Annotated in this window: 15 protein-coding genes; 6 read left to right on the top strand and 9 right to left on the bottom strand. The window is 51.1% G+C overall.

Going from position 1 to position 15,269, the window contains the following annotated elements; translation table 11 throughout:
• The 3 genes from ACO0LL_RS02540 to ACO0LL_RS02550 form a co-directional block, all read left to right on the top strand.
• The coding region (locus ACO0LL_RS02540) for a MotA/TolQ/ExbB proton channel family protein (RefSeq protein WP_422949330.1) at positions 1 to 509 on the top strand (509 nt) is incomplete at its 5' end.
• 225 nt (positions 510 to 734) lie between these two features.
• A complete protein-coding gene (locus ACO0LL_RS02545; protein WP_422949331.1) occupies positions 735 to 1,169 on the top strand; it encodes an ExbD/TolR family protein in 435 nt (144 codons plus the stop codon).
• A 14-nt stretch (positions 1,170 to 1,183) separates the two neighbouring features.
• A complete protein-coding gene (locus ACO0LL_RS02550) occupies positions 1,184 to 1,618 on the top strand; it encodes an ExbD/TolR family protein (protein WP_422949332.1) in 435 nt (144 codons plus the stop codon).
• Positions 1,619 to 1,702: 84 nt separating this feature from the next.
• On the opposite strand, the gene ACO0LL_RS02555 is transcribed toward ACO0LL_RS02550, so the two are convergent.
• The 4 genes from ACO0LL_RS02555 to ACO0LL_RS02570 all read right to left on the bottom strand — a co-directional run bounded on the left by ACO0LL_RS02555 (position 1,703) and on the right by ACO0LL_RS02570 (position 4,912).
• Entirely contained in the window at positions 1,703 to 2,095 is a 393-nt protein-coding gene (locus ACO0LL_RS02555; protein ID WP_422949333.1) for a VOC family protein, read from the bottom strand.
• Positions 2,096 to 2,137: 42 nt separating this feature from the next.
• On the bottom strand, positions 2,138 to 2,974 hold the full coding sequence (locus ACO0LL_RS02560) for a branched-chain amino acid aminotransferase (protein ID WP_422949334.1): 837 nt from the start codon (positions 2,972 to 2,974) through the stop codon (positions 2,138 to 2,140).
• A gap of 93 nt (positions 2,975 to 3,067) precedes the next feature.
• Positions 3,068 to 3,934 (bottom strand): DUF6348 family protein, encoded by an 867-nt coding sequence (locus ACO0LL_RS02565; protein WP_422949335.1) that lies wholly within the window; start codon positions 3,932 to 3,934, stop codon positions 3,068 to 3,070.
• 84 nt (positions 3,935 to 4,018) lie between these two features.
• Positions 4,019 to 4,912, bottom strand: a complete 894-nt coding sequence (locus ACO0LL_RS02570; protein ID WP_422949336.1) for a LysR substrate-binding domain-containing protein — start codon at positions 4,910 to 4,912, stop codon at positions 4,019 to 4,021.
• 109 nt (positions 4,913 to 5,021) lie between these two features.
• Here ACO0LL_RS02570 and ACO0LL_RS02575 point away from each other — a divergent pair, with 109 nt between their 5' ends.
• The 3 genes from ACO0LL_RS02575 to ACO0LL_RS02585 all read left to right on the top strand — a co-directional run bounded on the left by ACO0LL_RS02575 (position 5,022) and on the right by ACO0LL_RS02585 (position 6,758).
• On the top strand, positions 5,022 to 5,798 hold the full coding sequence (locus ACO0LL_RS02575) for a sulfite exporter TauE/SafE family protein (protein WP_422949337.1): 777 nt from the start codon (positions 5,022 to 5,024) through the stop codon (positions 5,796 to 5,798).
• Entirely contained in the window at positions 5,795 to 6,085 is a 291-nt protein-coding gene (locus ACO0LL_RS02580) for a GNAT family N-acetyltransferase (protein WP_422949338.1), read from the top strand. The genes ACO0LL_RS02575 and ACO0LL_RS02580 overlap by 4 nt, the downstream gene beginning before the upstream one ends.
• Positions 6,086 to 6,182: 97 nt before the next feature.
• The gene (locus tag ACO0LL_RS02585; RefSeq protein WP_162057867.1) at positions 6,183 to 6,758 is read left to right on the top strand and encodes a putative 2OG-Fe(II) oxygenase; all 576 of its coding nucleotides are present in this window, start codon (positions 6,183 to 6,185) and stop codon (positions 6,756 to 6,758) included.
• A gap of 7 nt (positions 6,759 to 6,765) precedes the next feature.
• Here the strand turns inward: ACO0LL_RS02585 and ACO0LL_RS02590 are convergent, their stop codons facing one another.
• The 5 genes from ACO0LL_RS02590 to ACO0LL_RS02610 form a co-directional block, all read right to left on the bottom strand.
• A complete protein-coding gene (locus ACO0LL_RS02590) occupies positions 6,766 to 7,740 on the bottom strand; it encodes an alpha/beta hydrolase family protein (RefSeq protein ID WP_422949339.1) in 975 nt (324 codons plus the stop codon).
• A gap of 206 nt (positions 7,741 to 7,946) precedes the next feature.
• A complete protein-coding gene (locus tag ACO0LL_RS02595; RefSeq protein ID WP_422949340.1) occupies positions 7,947 to 9,044 on the bottom strand; it encodes a helix-turn-helix domain-containing protein in 1,098 nt (365 codons plus the stop codon).
• A gap of 82 nt (positions 9,045 to 9,126) precedes the next feature.
• On the bottom strand, positions 9,127 to 11,007 hold the full coding sequence (locus tag ACO0LL_RS02600) for a glucokinase (protein ID WP_422949341.1): 1,881 nt from the start codon (positions 11,005 to 11,007) through the stop codon (positions 9,127 to 9,129).
• Between the two features lie 147 nt (positions 11,008 to 11,154).
• Positions 11,155 to 13,563: a TIM-barrel domain-containing protein gene (locus ACO0LL_RS02605; protein WP_422949342.1), complete on the bottom strand. Its 2,409-nt coding sequence runs from the start codon at positions 13,561 to 13,563 to the stop codon at positions 11,155 to 11,157.
• 27 nt (positions 13,564 to 13,590) lie between these two features.
• A complete protein-coding gene (locus ACO0LL_RS02610) occupies positions 13,591 to 15,267 on the bottom strand; it encodes an alpha-amylase family glycosyl hydrolase (RefSeq protein ID WP_422949343.1) in 1,677 nt (558 codons plus the stop codon).
• Positions 15,268 to 15,269: the final 2 nt, after the last annotated feature.

Here is a 15,269-nt window from a genome sequence, read left to right on the forward strand (position 1 = left end):
TCTGGAAAGCAGCCTCTGTTCAAGCCGGTGCCGCTTCTTTGAAAGAAGGCAGCCCATTCCGCTTCATCGCTGACTCTGGCATCAAAGCCACAGAACACCATGAAGGCGCGCTGCTCGAACAAATCGATCTGAACACCTGGGTTTCCATGTCCATCCAGCGCGCTGTTGATAAAGTTCAAAGCCGTTTGCAAGACGGTCTGGCCTTCCTGGCGACAGTTGGTTCCACAGCACCATTCGTTGGTCTGTTCGGTACCGTATGGGGTATTTACCATGCGCTGACAGCGATTGGTATGTCCGGTCAGGCATCGATCGACAAAGTAGCGGGTCCTGTTGGTGAAGCGCTGATCATGACCGCGATTGGTCTGGCGGTTGCTGTTCCTGCTGTTCTGGGTTACAACTTCCTGGTACGCCGCAACAAGAGCGCCATGGAAGAAGTCCGTGCGTTCTCTGCTGACCTGCACTCCGTTGTTCTGTCCGGTAATATGGGCAAAACAGCTGCTAAGAAGTAATTAGTAATCACTGATTAACACCCGAAGACCTCTCAACACAGAGGCACAGAGACACAGAGAAAAGCAAGAGGAAAATCTTCTAGCTGAAATTGATGAGAGATCGTTTCCCCCAGTCATTGCAAGCAGCGCGTAATGAAAGGGTTTTCTCTGTGGGTTTTACTCTGTGACTCTGTGTCTCTGTGGTGAGGGGTCTTCTGTATTCAGTAATTTGAAAGAGAACACATTATGGCAATGGCAATTGGCAATGATGGAGATGGTGAAGACGAAGTCAACAGCACCATCAACACCACCCCGCTGGTCGACGTCATGCTGGTTTTGCTGATCATCTTCCTGATCACCACCCCGGTGATTACAGATACGGTCAAGCTCAAACTACCGGCAGAAACCAACGTGATTTACAAAACCAAACCGGAAAACATCACCCTGTCGGTGAACAAGGATGGTGATCTGTACTGGAACGGCAGCATGAGGCCGCTAGCTGGTACGGATGCCCTGTTTGAAAAGCTCAAGTTAGAAGCGGTCAAGATCCCGCAACCGGAGTTGCATATCCGTGGAGATCAGAATACCCGCTATGAGTTTATTGGCAAAAGTATCCTGACGGCACAACGTGCCGGCATCGCCAAGGTCGGCTTCGTGATTGAACCGCCTCCACGGAACTAAGTAAAGGAAGCATTATGGGTATGCAAATGGGTTCCGGCGGTGGATCAGCCGATCCGGAAGTAATGATAGAAATGAACATGACGCCGCTGATTGACGTCATGCTGGTATTGATCATCATGTTGATCATTACTATTCCTATCCAGAATCACGCAGTGAATCTGAATTTGCCGACAGGTACGCCACCGCCACAGACAGTAGAACCTGTTGTTGTGAGTATCGACGTAGACTTTGACGGTACGGTGTCCTGGAATGGTACAGCAGTTGATCATGCACAGCTGGAAGCAAAGCTGGCTGAAGCAGCAGCAATGCCTACAGCAAACCAGCCAGAGATCCATCTGCGTCCGGTTGCGGTTGTGCCTTACAAGTCTGTGGCTGCGGTCATGGCAGCGGCACAGCGTCTTGGTGTGACCAAGATCGGTATGGTCGGGAATGAGCAGTATCTGAAGTAAATCAGAGTATGTCAAAAAAAAACCGGGGAATCTCATTCCCCGGTTTTTTTTCGACTCATGCTTTCTGTATATTACCTGGCAAATCTATCGAGGCAGAGCTTCATACAACTCCAGGGGCAAATCATCAGGATCAGCAAAAAAGACAAATCGCCGTCCTGTCAATTCGTCCAGCCTGATATCTTCCACTTCCAGCCCATTTGCCTCCAGCATCGCTTTGCAGGCTGCAACGTCATCAACTTCAAATGCCAGGTGACGCAAACCCTGTGCTTCAGGTCGTGATACCCTGGGAGGTGCATCAGGAAATGAAAACAATTCTATCTGCGAACCATCTGGCAGGGCCAGATCGAGCTTGTATGAAGCTCTTTCTGACCTGTAGGTTTCAGCAATAATGCTCAAGCCCAGAATCCGGGTATAGAAATCTTTTGACAGCTGGTAATCAGCGCAAATGATCGCTACATGATGTATGCGCTTGAGCATCAATCTGTTGTCGTCCGCTCTGAGTCAGAGTAAGCGTTCGAATCAGGTATTTTGCATGAACTGCAAATACAGATCACGGGCACGTGTCGCCACTATACCTATAGGCAATTCACGGTTTTCGTATCTGGTGCAAGGCGTTACCTTGGCAAAATTACCGGTATTGAAAATCTCTTTGGCTGCCAGCAATTCTTCCGGTTTTACAGTGCGCTCTAACACTTGCTTGCCATCTTCCTTGAGCAAACCAATCACGCGGGCGCGGGTAATGCCGGACAAGAAACTGCCGTTTGCCACAGGTGTGACGATTTCATCATCTGCCGTCACAAAGAAGAGATTGGCAGTGGCAAATTCAGCCACGTTGCCATGCACATCGCAGACCACGCCATTGTCAAAACCACGCTCTTTGGCTTCGCGCAAGGCTCTGGTGGAATTTGGATACAGGCAGGAAGCCTTGGCATCAGTCGGTGCCATGGATGGATCGGGACGACGCAGGCTGGACAGGCAGGCAGAGAAGCCAGTGAATGCCGGCATGGGCGCATCAAACAAAGTCAGCGCAAAGCCGGTAGTTGATGGTTCAGGGATCAGCAAACCGTCAGTGCCAAACACCAGCGGGCGTATATACAGCTCGGCATCAGCCGGGAACAGGGCGATGCCCTCGCGGCACAATGCTTCCAGTTCATCAACATTGTAAGGACATTGCAAACCCAGGCGCTGGGCTGATTGTATGACGCGGGCCAGATGCAGGCGCAGATCCGGCGTCAGGCCGCGAATGGAACGCGCACCATCAAACACTGAGGAACCCAGCCAGACTGCATTATCCATGGCGCCAAACAGTGGCGTATTGCCTTCACTCCATTGTCCCTTGAAGTAGCTACGGTACATAATATTCCTCACTCATTGATAGTAAATTGGCGGCGCATAGTGAATGCTTATTTCTAATGTATCACATTCGTCATTGCTGTAAATACAGATGGATCAAAGCTGCGCTTGTTTGATCTGCGCTAATTGAGCTTGATTTACACTGTGACTGCTAGTTCTGACAACCACATATTGCTTGCGGAACTCAAGCCCGCGCTGTGGCCATTTTTCTGCATATTGCTTAAGGTGTTCAACTGCTGGCACAAAATCCTCGCCATTGACACGGCAATCAGCGGCCAGTTTGCCCTCGTTATCGCGCGAGGCAAACAGGCGTATGCCGATGAAATCACTGGTCTGCAACAGATCATGAAAAGCCGGCATACTTTCTGTAAACAGGCAGCATGGGCAAAATGGATGCTCTTCTTTTTTCCTGGGCGCGGGCAGGCTGGCGAGATGGGCTACCGGCCCCAGTATCACCTGGCGATAACTGCTGCTGTTCTCAGCCTCAGCACTCGTGTTCATTTCTATGACTGTGCAATTCAGTGGCTGCTCACGGGTAGCATCCAGCAAAACCAATAAGTCCATCCTGGCCCAGGTACGCAAACCCTCAAGTATGGCTTCAGATTCAGTGACCCCCATGGCATGCTGATACTCACTCAAGCCTTGCGGGAAGTAGCTCGCATGGCTGGCATAGATACGTGTGCAGGTACGGAATTTATCTTCGGCAAGAGTGACCGTTTCCACCCGCTCAACTGCCAGCAGCAAGCCATCTTCCACGACAAGGTAATTGTCTTGCCATTTGAGCTTGATTGCTTCTGCCGTCAAGACCTCAAACAAGGCCAGCGTCAATTCAGCATCAATATTCAGATTGGCAAATACCGGTGCCATTACAGGTGACAAAGGTGAAACAGGTGACGTCGAGCTGGAGGCAAATTTACTCTTGAAGCTTTTGAAAGCATTGCCTAGGGAAGTGGTAACGGACATGAGAACGGAGATTGAAGATGAAACGGACCTGCATTGTAACAAGAAGACCGGCAGACCAAGCTATTTGCATATTGCACAAAACTTTCAGGCCTTGATGGCATTGATGAGTTCACGCGCATACGTTGGCAATTCATCATATTGGCGTACACAGATCAGCAGATTCCTGACAGCCCAGGTATCCGTCAGATACAGCCTGTGTATTTTCATCAACTGCTCATAGCGTAAAGCTGCCGTCTCGGGGATGATGGCGATGCCAGCGCCACTTTCCACCATGCGGCAAATACCGTCAAAGCTACGCAAACGCAGGCGGTAATGCAAACGCTGCCCGAGCCGCGCCGCATGTTCATTCAGGTATTGTTGCAGCGCGCTGTCACCTGCCAGACCAACAAAATCATAGGTCAGGGCATCGGCAAAGGCCAGGCTGCCATTGACCGCAGCCACGGCATGCAATGGATGCTGTGCCGCAGTCACCAGCACCAGTTGATCCTGACGGAATGGAAATGCCTGCAAGTCTGCACTATCAACCGTATCGGCAATGATGCCTATATCAGCCTGTTCGGCAATAATGGCTTGCACGATGTCATTGCTGAGTCTTTCTTCAACTTCAATATTGATGTGCGGATGGGCCTGCATATAAATAGCCAGTGCCTGCGGCAAAAACTCCGTCAGCGCCGAGGTATTGCACAACATGCGTATATGTCCTTTGAGGCCTTTGGCATAGTCACCGAGGTCACCACGCATTCTTTCCATTTGTTGCATCAGCATGCGCGCATGGTGCAGCAGCGTGCGGCCAGCATCAGTCACTTCCACACCGCGCCTTTTTCGCAGCAACAGCGGCACGCCCAGCAAATCTTCCATACCGCGCAGACGTGCGCTGGCCGACGCCAGCGCCAGATGGGAACGTTCAGCCCCGGCAGTGATGCTGCCTGCCTCCACCACGTGGACAAATAACTGCAAATCGACCAGATCAAAGCGCATGAAAAGATTATTTATGATACAAGTACAAAATATAGACTACGTAAAATACGAAGTCTGTCTGAGTATATTCCACATTTTCAGTTCTTGCTGGTAATGGCAAACTGTCTATATGGAATCGCTGAATACTCTATTTACCTCTCATGGCAACAGCACCCAGTGGCTGGCGATCACCTTTATCTTTCTGCTCGCAGGGATGATAAAAGGTGTCATAGGCCTGGGCTTGCCTACCGTGGCGATTGCCTTGCTGAGTTTGTCGATGACGACCATGCAAGCCGCAGCCCTATTGTTTTTACCTTCGCTTTTAACGAATATCTGGCAACTCACCAGCGGTGCCAGGTTACTGCCCTTATTACGCCGCCTGACCCCTATGCTATTGGGCATCTGCCTGGGTACTTTTGTTTCGGGACTCTTATTCAGCAAGCTCAATCCAGTCTGGTCAGGGGCGGGACTGGGCGTGGCATTGCTGCTATATGGCGTCATGGGCTTGGCGTCGGTACATTGGCAAGTGCCAGGCCATGCAGAACACAGACTCGCCCCTGTCATCGGCATTGCGACAGGCATGGTCACCGCCTCTACCGGCGTATTTGTCTTGCCGTCCGTCCCTTATCTGCAAGCACTCGATCTTGACAAAGACAAACTGGTGCAGGCAATGGGATTGTCTTTCACGGTATCTACACTGGCCTTGGGTATTAATCTGTACGGCAGTGGTACTTTGCAATGGAATATTGCCGGAGATTCCATGCAGGCCCTGCTGCCTGCATTGGCTGGCATGCAATTGGGGCAAGTCATACGCGACAAAATGCAGCCAGCGCTTTTCAGGCGCTGTTTCTTCATCGGCTTGCTGGCTTTGGGTGTCCACTACTTATGGGGAGCAGTGAAATCATGACAGAGATCAATTCTGGAGAAGCTGTGAAAACGGCACTGCGCATCTGCAAACAAGATGAACAAAGCAACTGCACGCATTTATTACTGTCTGCATTTCTGGACCAGCAGCATGTGGGCGCGCTGGATTGCAGCATCCTTGGCGGGCAGGTATGTGTAAATGTCCTGTATGTGAAACCCAGTTATCGTGAGCTTGGTATAGCCAGGGCCTTACTCGCGCAATTACATGCAGAATGCCCGGGGCTTGAGGTGATTTGCGAAAAGGGAAATGAGCAGGGAATGAAGCATTAAAAAATCACTGCTTTCACCGCGATAAAGTATCGCAATAATACGCAAATAAGCAGGCAAATCATCTATGATCATGTGCATCGCTTCATAAGGTGTGCACATGAATATCGAAGTACTCTTCCCTACCCTGGTTGGCATCTCCAAGGCAGATGACGACACCATTTATGCCATCAATGACGAAGTCTTGCGCCGCAAGGAAGACTTGAATCGCTTGCTTGGTCATTCATGGGGTGACAATGTCCTGAGTTCATTCAACAATGAAAAAAATATTTTCGCACTTGCCGGATTGCAGCATTTAAGAAAATTCATCGAAGACAGTGTCTTGCAGTTTGTCCACATGACGAGGCGCGACAAGGACTGGAAAATAGATCACCAATATACGCAAAGCTGGATCAATGTCACCAAGAAATTTGGTTACCAGGAAAGGCATAATCACGACAGGAATGTTGAAGGCGTGCCCATCAGCGGCGTCTATTATTTCAGCACCAACCAGCATGATGGCGAGCTTGCCATCTTCCCTTGCGACATGCAATACAAGCAGTTTGAAAACTATGTCATCGAACCTGAAGTCGGCAAACTGGTCTTGTTCAGGTCCGATGTATTTCACAGAGTAGGCCCCAACCTGACGGATACCGACAGGGTGTCTTTCAGCTTCAATTACCTGCTCAATAAGTAAGGTAGTTCTAATGTAATAAATGCTTTTCAAAGAATGCGGTAATTTTCTTATCCACCGCAGGCATTTGCCCACGGTCAAAACCGGGCGGATCATTCAGCATGTCACCAATCAGCCCAGTCAGGTTTGGTGGCAGTGGCGACAACAGGGAACCATGGCCAGCCTCAGGTACGTCCGCAATATGCTCACAAGTCTGGCAGGCTGCCAATACCCGACCACTATGAAAACGCGGCACCAGCCAGCGGTCTTGTCCCGCAGTGACCAGGCCCAGCGGCACAGACGGATTTTTCAGCGATGCCATGTCAAAATCAGCAGCGGCAGGTACACCAGCCACGACTGCCACCACACGGGAATCATGATGTCCACGCACGGTGGTATCACTGAAACGGCTGCGGATGATCGTCAAAGCCAGCCATTTCTTCAGACCATCAAAAAAACCGCCAGTGAGCCTGGTATTGAGGCCCACGCATGATTGAAAGTCATTAACCAGGTCTTCTTCACAATGTTGTTTAAACCCAGCCGGTGACCAGCGCCCGCCTGCCATGCTGAGTGCGGTATGGCCGCCTGCCGACATGCCATACATGCCCACCTTGTCCAGCGTCAGCAAGGGTGCGAAGCGTGGGTCACGGCCAACGGCATCGATGGCACGTGATACTTCCGCAGGTCGCAAGGTCCAGCTGTCGGGCCCGGGATGGCCGTCATCCTTGTAATTGTCACCATGGTGTTCTGGCATGGCGACGATAAAACCTGCCTCGACCATGCTGCGCGCAAGGTCGGCATGCACCCAGGGTGAGCCACCTGAACCATGCGAAATGATGATCAGATGGCCATTGCCGCGCACAGGGTCTGCGTGTTCAGCCAGCTTGAACTCAAAGCGGCCACGATGTACTTGTTGCTCGGGCGCATTGCTGGGGTAATACAGGGTGATAGTGCCATCGGTGGCGCTTGGGGCTATTGTTGTCAGACCAACCGATGCGCTCGCCATGCCGCTACTAAAAAACAGCAGGCATAGCAGCGCATAGGTGAAACAGTGAAATAGTCGTTTAACAAGAAGTAGATACTTCGCTTTCATCATTCAGGCTCCAATCGGTTGAGTGCCGGAGACCAGGCCCCGGATAAACCGGACTATGCGCAGGAAAGCGAATGATGTCTTGCCGCAGACTGCAAATTACAGATTTCGGCTAGCCGATTTCAGGAATCGGCCATATTTTCTTTGCGGTACTCGGTAGGCGTAAGCCCGGTGGCAGTCTTGAAGGCACGGTTGAATGGCCCTATGGACTGGAAACCAGAAGTCAGCGCAATCGTTAGAACAGGCAAATCGCGCCGCGCCGGGTCAGCCAAAGCAGCGCGTGCTTCGTCCAGGCGAAAGGCGTTGATGTAGGCATTGAAATTGCGGTAGCCAAGCTGCTGGTTGATCAGCTTGCGCAAACGGTATTCAGGGATCTGCATCTTGCCAGCGAGGCTGGCCAGTGTCAGGTCTTCGCTGCGGTAGTGGCGCTCATCCTGCATGAGCTTCTGTAAAGCAATCACCAGCTTATCTTCACCTACATCAGGCGCAGTCAAGGGCAAAGGATCATCTTGCAGGAAGGTTTGTTCTTTTGATGAAACTGCAGGCAGCGGAAACAAATCCAGATGCCCCAGTTTTAACATCCTGAATGTCACGATGGCGATGATGAGCAGCAACACAAGCACATCTGCCATCGCAGTACCGCCTGCCAGCCTCCCCTGTGGCGAACTCAAACGGGCAAGCAACAATAAAACGGTATAGATACTGCCAGCAATCACGATAAAAGCGCGCAGCCGACGTCGCGCTTCAACCAGATCGGTACGCCAGTTTCTTGCTGCTGCCAATGCGGCCAGAATGGCAAATATCAAAGGTATCGCACGTTGTAAGCCCACCGTCAGTGGTGCAATGATAGAGGCACTGCCAGCCACCACGGCACAGTTCAGCGCACTGAGGGCAGCCACTGCAAACCAGGCAAGCAGGTGCATGGCCCGCAATGCATAGTCATCATCGAACAAGGCTTGTACAAATACCCAGAACAGTACGGCGTTCGCAACAGAAATCGCCACCAGTGGCGCTTGCCACAGACGTGGCACCGTGGCTTCAAACCAGGGAGTGGCACTGATCACCTGCACCGCCAGGCCCAGGCAAAGTGCGATGCCAGCACGCACCACCAGCAATTGCGGGCGGTCACGACCCAGTATGGCAGACAGCAGCAACAGCAAAGCCAGTAGCGTGCCGCGCAAAGCTGCATCGAGCAAGACCAAGGGATCAAAAGCCAACATGCCTGTCCATGAAGATGAAAGGCAAAACAATAACAGCAGCCAGACTGCTCAGGCAAGCTGCATCGCTTGGATTAAGGTGTAATCAGCTATCCAGATGAGAAATCAGCAAATTACTGAAACGCGATAACTCCTTGCGCTTGACGTCATCGCCATGCCCTTCTGTTTCAGGTGTATCAACCGACAAACCTACCGCGATAATATCAATCAGCAATAATTGCAGTATGCGTGAAATCATGGACAGAAAAGTTGCGTTGTCCTCAGTATGATTGACCGCCAGACAGACTGTTGCCTTCTTTGCCAGTGGTGACTGATTCGGCGTGATCGCAATAACATCGGCCCCGGCCAGGCGGGCAGCATCAACGGCTTTCAGCAACTCTGGCAGTTTGCCGGAATTCGAGACCACGATAACGACGTCGCCAGGGTTCAGCAATTCCGCCGCCATGGAAAACAAATGCGCATCGCCATAGGACGCGGTAGGAATGCGGAAGCGGAAGAATTTATGCTGGCCATCCAGCGCCACGGCACGCGAATTGCCCATGGCATAAAACTCAACCTTGTTTGCCTTGCGCAACAGGGCAATTGCCTGATCAAGCGAACGTACATCGAGCTGGTCACGGAAATTCAAAATCGCCGACACAGTGTTATCAATCACCTTGGCGCTCAGGTCATGCGTGCTGTCGCTCATGCGTACCTGGCTATGGCGCACGGGTATCGTGCCGGTCAGGCTGCTGGCAAACTTGAGTTTGAAGTCAGCAAGACCGAGGAAGCCCAGCGACCGACAAAAGCGGATGACGGTAGGCTGGCTGACATCGGCCAGGCGGGCGATCTCGGCGATGGCCTCATTCAATACCGTGCGCGGGTTTTCCAGCACCAGGGTAGCGACGCGGCGTTCTGCCGGTGTCAGTTCTGCCTGGATTTGCTGTATGCGGTCCATCAATGAACTGTCGCCGCTACGGCCACGCAGGTGCTCAGATAAAATCGCCGACACGCCATAAAACGCCGGGTTGGGCGTCGTAATCACAAAAGTAGGTATTTGCGCCAGATAGCTGGTGAAACGCCCTTTGGCTTCAAAGCGTGTGCGGAAGGCGGACGTGGCGAAATAATCACCCATCAGGGGGACTATGCCACCGCCTATATAAATACCGCCAAAAGCGCCGAGGGTTACAGCGAGATTGGCACTGAAACTGCCCAGCATGCCGCAAAAGCATTCCAGGGTTTCCAGGCAAAGTTCATCGGCATCAGCCGCCAGGGCACCGCGCATGATGTCTTGCGCGGGCAGGGCCTGGACTTTCTTGTTATTTCTGTCGGCCAGGGCACGGTAAATCAATTCCATACCAGGGCCAGAAATCAGGCGTTCAGTAGAGACATGCGGCCATTCTTTCCAGGCGAATTGCAGGATCGCATATTCACGCTCATCCACCGGCGCGAAATTGACGTGTCCGCCTTCACTGCCCAGCGTTACAAAACCATCAGAAGTCGGGATCAGGCCAGACACACCCAGGCCAGTACCCGGCCCCAGGACTCCGATAACAGATTTAGCAGCCGGTGCGCCACCGCCAACCTGCATCAGGTCTTTCGCCTGCAAACCCGGCAAGGACATGGCCAGAGCAGTAAAGTCATTGACGATGAGCAGAGTGTATAAGCCAAATTCACGGCGCACATCTTCGATGGAAAATGCCCAGTCGCGATTGGTCATCCTGACCTGGTCACCCTCGATAGGGTTGGCCAGTGCAAACGCCGCATGATGTACCTTGCTGGCAGGCACAGTAGAAAGATAGGCGCGCAGCAAGGCCATGATGTCAGCGTATTCATCGCACTTCAAGACCTTGACGGATTCAAACACACCTGGTGAAGACTCAAGTGTGAAGCGCGCATGGGTAGCGCCTATATCTGCCAACAAGCGCGGGCCACTGGAAAAACCTGCCGCGCTACCATGTTCTACAAGTGCGTGTTCTGTCGTCATGCTGTCTTCATATATACGGTTTACTACCTATTTTCTTACAGAGAATGCAATCACGCAATTTACCACAAACACCTGCAAATTCATGTCCCAAATCTGTACTTGCCATGGCAAGCTGCGTGCATCCACCTGTAAACGGGCATGACAATATCATTTACTTAACTTTATTGATAGCTCTGCCTTACTGTTTTTTAGCCAGTGCACATCGATAAGCAACTGTTTTTTGGCTTCATCCCAGCTAAAAGGCGTCGCCTTGCCTTGCAAGCTTACTGACACCGGTTTGCTGGCAATATTGTGTATATGCAGCGCAATGGCTCTGTCCACCGCCTCAGCACTCTTGCCGGTTTCTGTTCTCAGACTGATTTTCAACTCCGCAGTATTTGCCTGACTATGGAAATATATGAGGGTGTAAGCTTCCTTCTCATAAGCATTAGCAGTCTCACCGTCATCGTCATATAACTTGCCTGCTGACTTTTTGACTGAGGCATCATGGTAGTAATGCAGCTCCAGTTTTTTTGCTGAATAGTCGCGGGTATTCTGGACCAGGGGGCTCATCGGGATAAAAGCGCCAGCACGCACAAACACCGGTATATGGTCTTGCTCCACGCTTACAGTGTCAGTCGCACCACCCTGATGTTGCTGATCAGTGTAAAAATCAAACCAGGTACTACCTGCCGGGAAATACACGTTGGCTTCTTTTTCCCCTGCCTTCATGACAGGATGCACGAGGAAACTGTCACCCCACAGATAAGTGTCAGCCACAGTTTGCAGTTTCTGGTTCTGTGGTTCCGCATAAAATAGCGGGCGCATGAAAGGCAGGCCGTGCTGGTTATTCTCAAATGCCAGGGTATAGTTATACGGCAGCATGCGGTAACGTAATTCTATCGCTGCCTTTGCCAAAGCTTTGGTCTTAGCTTCACGCAAGACCGGCTCAGAAGCAACTTCTTCCTGCGCATGAGGGCGGAACACAGGCTGAAACACGCCATACTGCAACCAGCGTGCATACAACTCATCATCCAGATTGGCACCGGCAAAACCACCGAGGTCGGAATGCATATAGGCCATGCCTTGCATACCCATCTGCAAGGCGATCTCAGGTTGTGAACGCAATCCTCCCCAGGTGCGATTGACATCACCAGACCACGGTATCATGCCCAGTCTTTGCGAACCTGAATAACCAGAACGCATGAGGATGAAAGGCCGCTGATTTGGATAGTCTTTCTTGTAGCCATCAGCAATCAGTCTGGCCCAGTTATGACCATAGATATTATGCAATTCATCGGCACTGCCAGTTTTATGCTGCAAGGCCGATGGATGAACTTCCGGTTCACCCAGATCCCCCCACCAGCCAGCTACGCCCATACTCTTCAGGTCTTTATAGATAGCCCAGAACCAGTCTTGCGCCGGAGGGTTGAAGATATCAATGAGGCCGGTATTCCCAAAATAAAAATCATAGGTGTAGGGCTTGCCCTGCTTGTCGGTGGCCAGAATATTTTTATCAACTACCTCTTGCCATTTTTTTGAAGTCGTCAAAATAAAAGGCTCGGTGATCAGCACAGTCTTGATGCCTTGCTGTGCAAAGTCTGCAATCATGCCTTTGGGATTGGGGAAACTGTCTTTATCAAATTCCAGATTCCCCATGGTGCCCTTGATATCTTTGCCAAACCAGTAAAGGTCAAAGATGATTGCATCGACAGGGATTTTTTCAGCGCGAAATTTATCGAGTATGCTGCGCGCTTCTGCCTCATTGTGATAACCAAAGCGGCTGGCGAAATTACCAAAAGTCCAGCGCGGTGGCAAAGGCTGGCGCCCGGTCAAACTGGTGTAATTACTGACGATGTCCGCCCAGTTGTCACCAGCGATGACCTGGTAAGTCTTGCGGCCACTAATGGTTTCATACGCGAGCACATTGTTTTTCTTGCTGTCGAGATCAAGCTGACCTATTGCGGCATTATCAAAATGCAGGCCATACATCTTCGATGAAAATACCAGCGGCATGGCAAAGTTCATTTGCTCTGAACGCTCTTCATAGCCATAGTGTGCCTTGTTGTACAAAGGCAGGCGATTGCCGCGACGGTTCATCCCTAGAGCACGGGCGCCGCCACCGTATAGGGCTTCGCTGGCATCCAGGTTGAATTCGAGGACTTCCGCATCTGCGGTTTTGCTATAGCCATTTTTTTCTGATAGCAAGGGCTTGCCCTTATAAGCATAGGCAATTTGCAGCGGTGATTTGGTGATGCTGACACTTATGTCACCCGCGATATACTGAATACTGCTTGCTGTCTCTTTGAAACTGGTCTTGACGCGCGCTGGCAACAAGACGACGGCATGCGAAGCCGGGTTGAATTTTTCAGAAGCAGGGATAAAACTGGTTTCGATTATCTTGTCACTGTAAGGTTTCAAGATGTAGCGACCATCATTGGTCTTGATTTCCAGATGATCAGCCTGCTTGCTGACAGCCACAATAGTGCGGACAGAATTTTGTGCGTGTGCTGTTGTTGCCAGCGACAGGATCGCGACTGCAAAGACATTCAGTTTGACTATGGATGTTTTTCTCATGTGTCTCTAATTATTTTTTTGAGCTTACTAAGGTGCAATCAATGTAGTGCTCAAGCCACTATTGAATTGCACCTTGCCATTGAGGACTGTGGCCGTCTTGCCGGAATAATAGTCGCGCAGTTTTTGTCCATCGGCAAAAACGCCTGCGACGTTGATGGCAGGATTGCTGTTAGCCGGGATATCCAGCGCAATCACTACTTTGTCGCTGATGCCGTTTTTGCCATAAGTGCGCTTAAAAGTATAAGGGGCGTCGGCCAGTTTTTCATGCATACCTGCTCCTATGGCAGGGTGGGCACGCCGGAACAAACCCAGGCGGCTCCAGTGTTGTCTGACATCAGCAATACGATAGCCATCACGGCTGGCATTCTTTGCCAGCTCATCCCAGTTCATGAAAGAACGCAAAGTCGCGTCGCCTTGCGCACCAGCGACATTCAGCGAGCGTGCAGTCTCATCACCATAATAAATCTGCGCCGCACCAGGACTTAGCAAAAGTTTATTGGCAGATTCAAACGGCTTTTGGCGCAAGAGATCAAATGGCCCGCCATCATCGTGCGAGCTGATGTAATTGAGTACGGAATATCCAGCCAAAGGCCCATGCAAACGCGCGGCATAATCACTGAACAAGGCTTCATAAGTCTTATTGGCATCTGACTTAAAACCAAAATTGATGAGGCTGTCAAAACCGTTCTGGTAAAAATTGACGGTCTGACCACCGCCCATGTCAAAGTCCTGGCCGTGAGCGAGTGCATAGTTATACACTTCACCGGTCATGAAGAAAGCCTGTTTTCCCATTTTCTTTTTAGGGTTGGCCTGCTTCCAGTCTTCATAAGCTGCGCTGGCAAGGCCATGCAATTCTTTCCAGATTTCTGGTTCTGTATGTTTGGCAGTGTCTGCGCGAAAGCCATCAACACCATATTTCCTCACCCAATCTACATGCCATTTCATGAGGTAGTATCGTGGCGCACGTGGCAAACCTGTGCGCTGGAAAAAATCATCCAGCTCTTTGACTTCCCTTTCGTAACGCCCCTCCGCCTTCCACTTTTCTGCCAACACTGGCGGCAAGCTGACTGCGGCTTTGCTGTCTGTGCGTATGTCCGGCAAGTTTTTGACCAGGGTGCAACTGACCGTGGTTTCAGTATCTTTATAGGTACATGTGGGCGATGTCCTGACCCATTCATCTGGCCAGACCGGATCTTGCTCTGTCACGGGTCCCAGGTGGTTCATGACTACATCGAGCAAGACACGCATGCCATGTGCATGGGCAGTGTCGACAAACTCACGCACTTCAGCTTCTGTACCCAGATTGGCATCGACACGGGTGAAGTCCTTGGCCCAGTAGCCGTGAAAGCCATAAGACTTGCCAGTCCCCTCATCGGTACCGGCATGGATTTGCTCGACCGGCGGCGTGAGCCAGATGACATCGACACCCAGGTCTTTGAAATAACCAGACTTGATCTTCGCCGTAATGCCAGCCAGATCGCCACCAGCATAGCCGCGCAAAGGCGCTGCGTCATTTTTACGGCCATAAGCGAGATCATTTTTATGATTAGCATTATGAAAGCGATCTGTCAGTAAAAAGTAGACAGTGGCGTTTTCCCATAAAAATGGCTGGGCTGTTTTTAGCTTGGATGCAGCCAGCGACATGGAACTACAAGACGCGGCCAGCAGTGCTGCCAGCCCCAGTCTGATTGCTTTTGCTTGCATGA

The sequence above is a fragment of the Undibacterium sp. TC4M20W genome (assembly GCF_049340245.1).
In the GTDB taxonomy this organism is placed as follows: domain Bacteria; phylum Pseudomonadota; class Gammaproteobacteria; order Burkholderiales; family Burkholderiaceae_D; genus Undibacterium.

Bases quoted from the DNA above. Each gene is read 5' to 3' on its own strand.
- ACO0LL_RS02545 (WP_422949331.1), top strand. From the start codon at position 735: ATGGCAATGGCAATTGGCAATGATGGAGATGGTGAAGACGAAGTCAAC.
- ACO0LL_RS02550 (WP_422949332.1), top strand. From the start codon at position 1,184: ATGGGTATGCAAATGGGTTCCGGCGGTGGATCAGCCGATCCGGAAGTA.
- ACO0LL_RS02555 (WP_422949333.1), bottom strand. From the start codon at position 2,095: ATGCTCAAGCGCATACATCATGTAGCGATCATTTGCGCTGATTACCAG.
- ACO0LL_RS02560 (WP_422949334.1), bottom strand. From the start codon at position 2,974: ATGTACCGTAGCTACTTCAAGGGACAATGGAGTGAAGGCAATACGCCA.
- ACO0LL_RS02565 (WP_422949335.1), bottom strand. From the start codon at position 3,934: ATGTCCGTTACCACTTCCCTAGGCAATGCTTTCAAAAGCTTCAAGAGT.
- ACO0LL_RS02570 (WP_422949336.1), bottom strand. From the start codon at position 4,912: ATGCGCTTTGATCTGGTCGATTTGCAGTTATTTGTCCACGTGGTGGAG.
- ACO0LL_RS02575 (WP_422949337.1), top strand. From the start codon at position 5,022: ATGGAATCGCTGAATACTCTATTTACCTCTCATGGCAACAGCACCCAG.
- ACO0LL_RS02580 (WP_422949338.1), top strand. From the start codon at position 5,795: ATGACAGAGATCAATTCTGGAGAAGCTGTGAAAACGGCACTGCGCATC.
- ACO0LL_RS02585 (WP_162057867.1), top strand. From the start codon at position 6,183: ATGAATATCGAAGTACTCTTCCCTACCCTGGTTGGCATCTCCAAGGCA.
- ACO0LL_RS02590 (WP_422949339.1), bottom strand. From the start codon at position 7,740: ATGGCGAGCGCATCGGTTGGTCTGACAACAATAGCCCCAAGCGCCACC.
- ACO0LL_RS02595 (WP_422949340.1), bottom strand. From the start codon at position 9,044: ATGTTGGCTTTTGATCCCTTGGTCTTGCTCGATGCAGCTTTGCGCGGC.
- ACO0LL_RS02600 (WP_422949341.1), bottom strand. From the start codon at position 11,007: ATGACGACAGAACACGCACTTGTAGAACATGGTAGCGCGGCAGGTTTT.
- ACO0LL_RS02605 (WP_422949342.1), bottom strand. From the start codon at position 13,563: ATGAGAAAAACATCCATAGTCAAACTGAATGTCTTTGCAGTCGCGATC.
- ACO0LL_RS02610 (WP_422949343.1), bottom strand. From the start codon at position 15,267: ATGCAAGCAAAAGCAATCAGACTGGGGCTGGCAGCACTGCTGGCCGCG.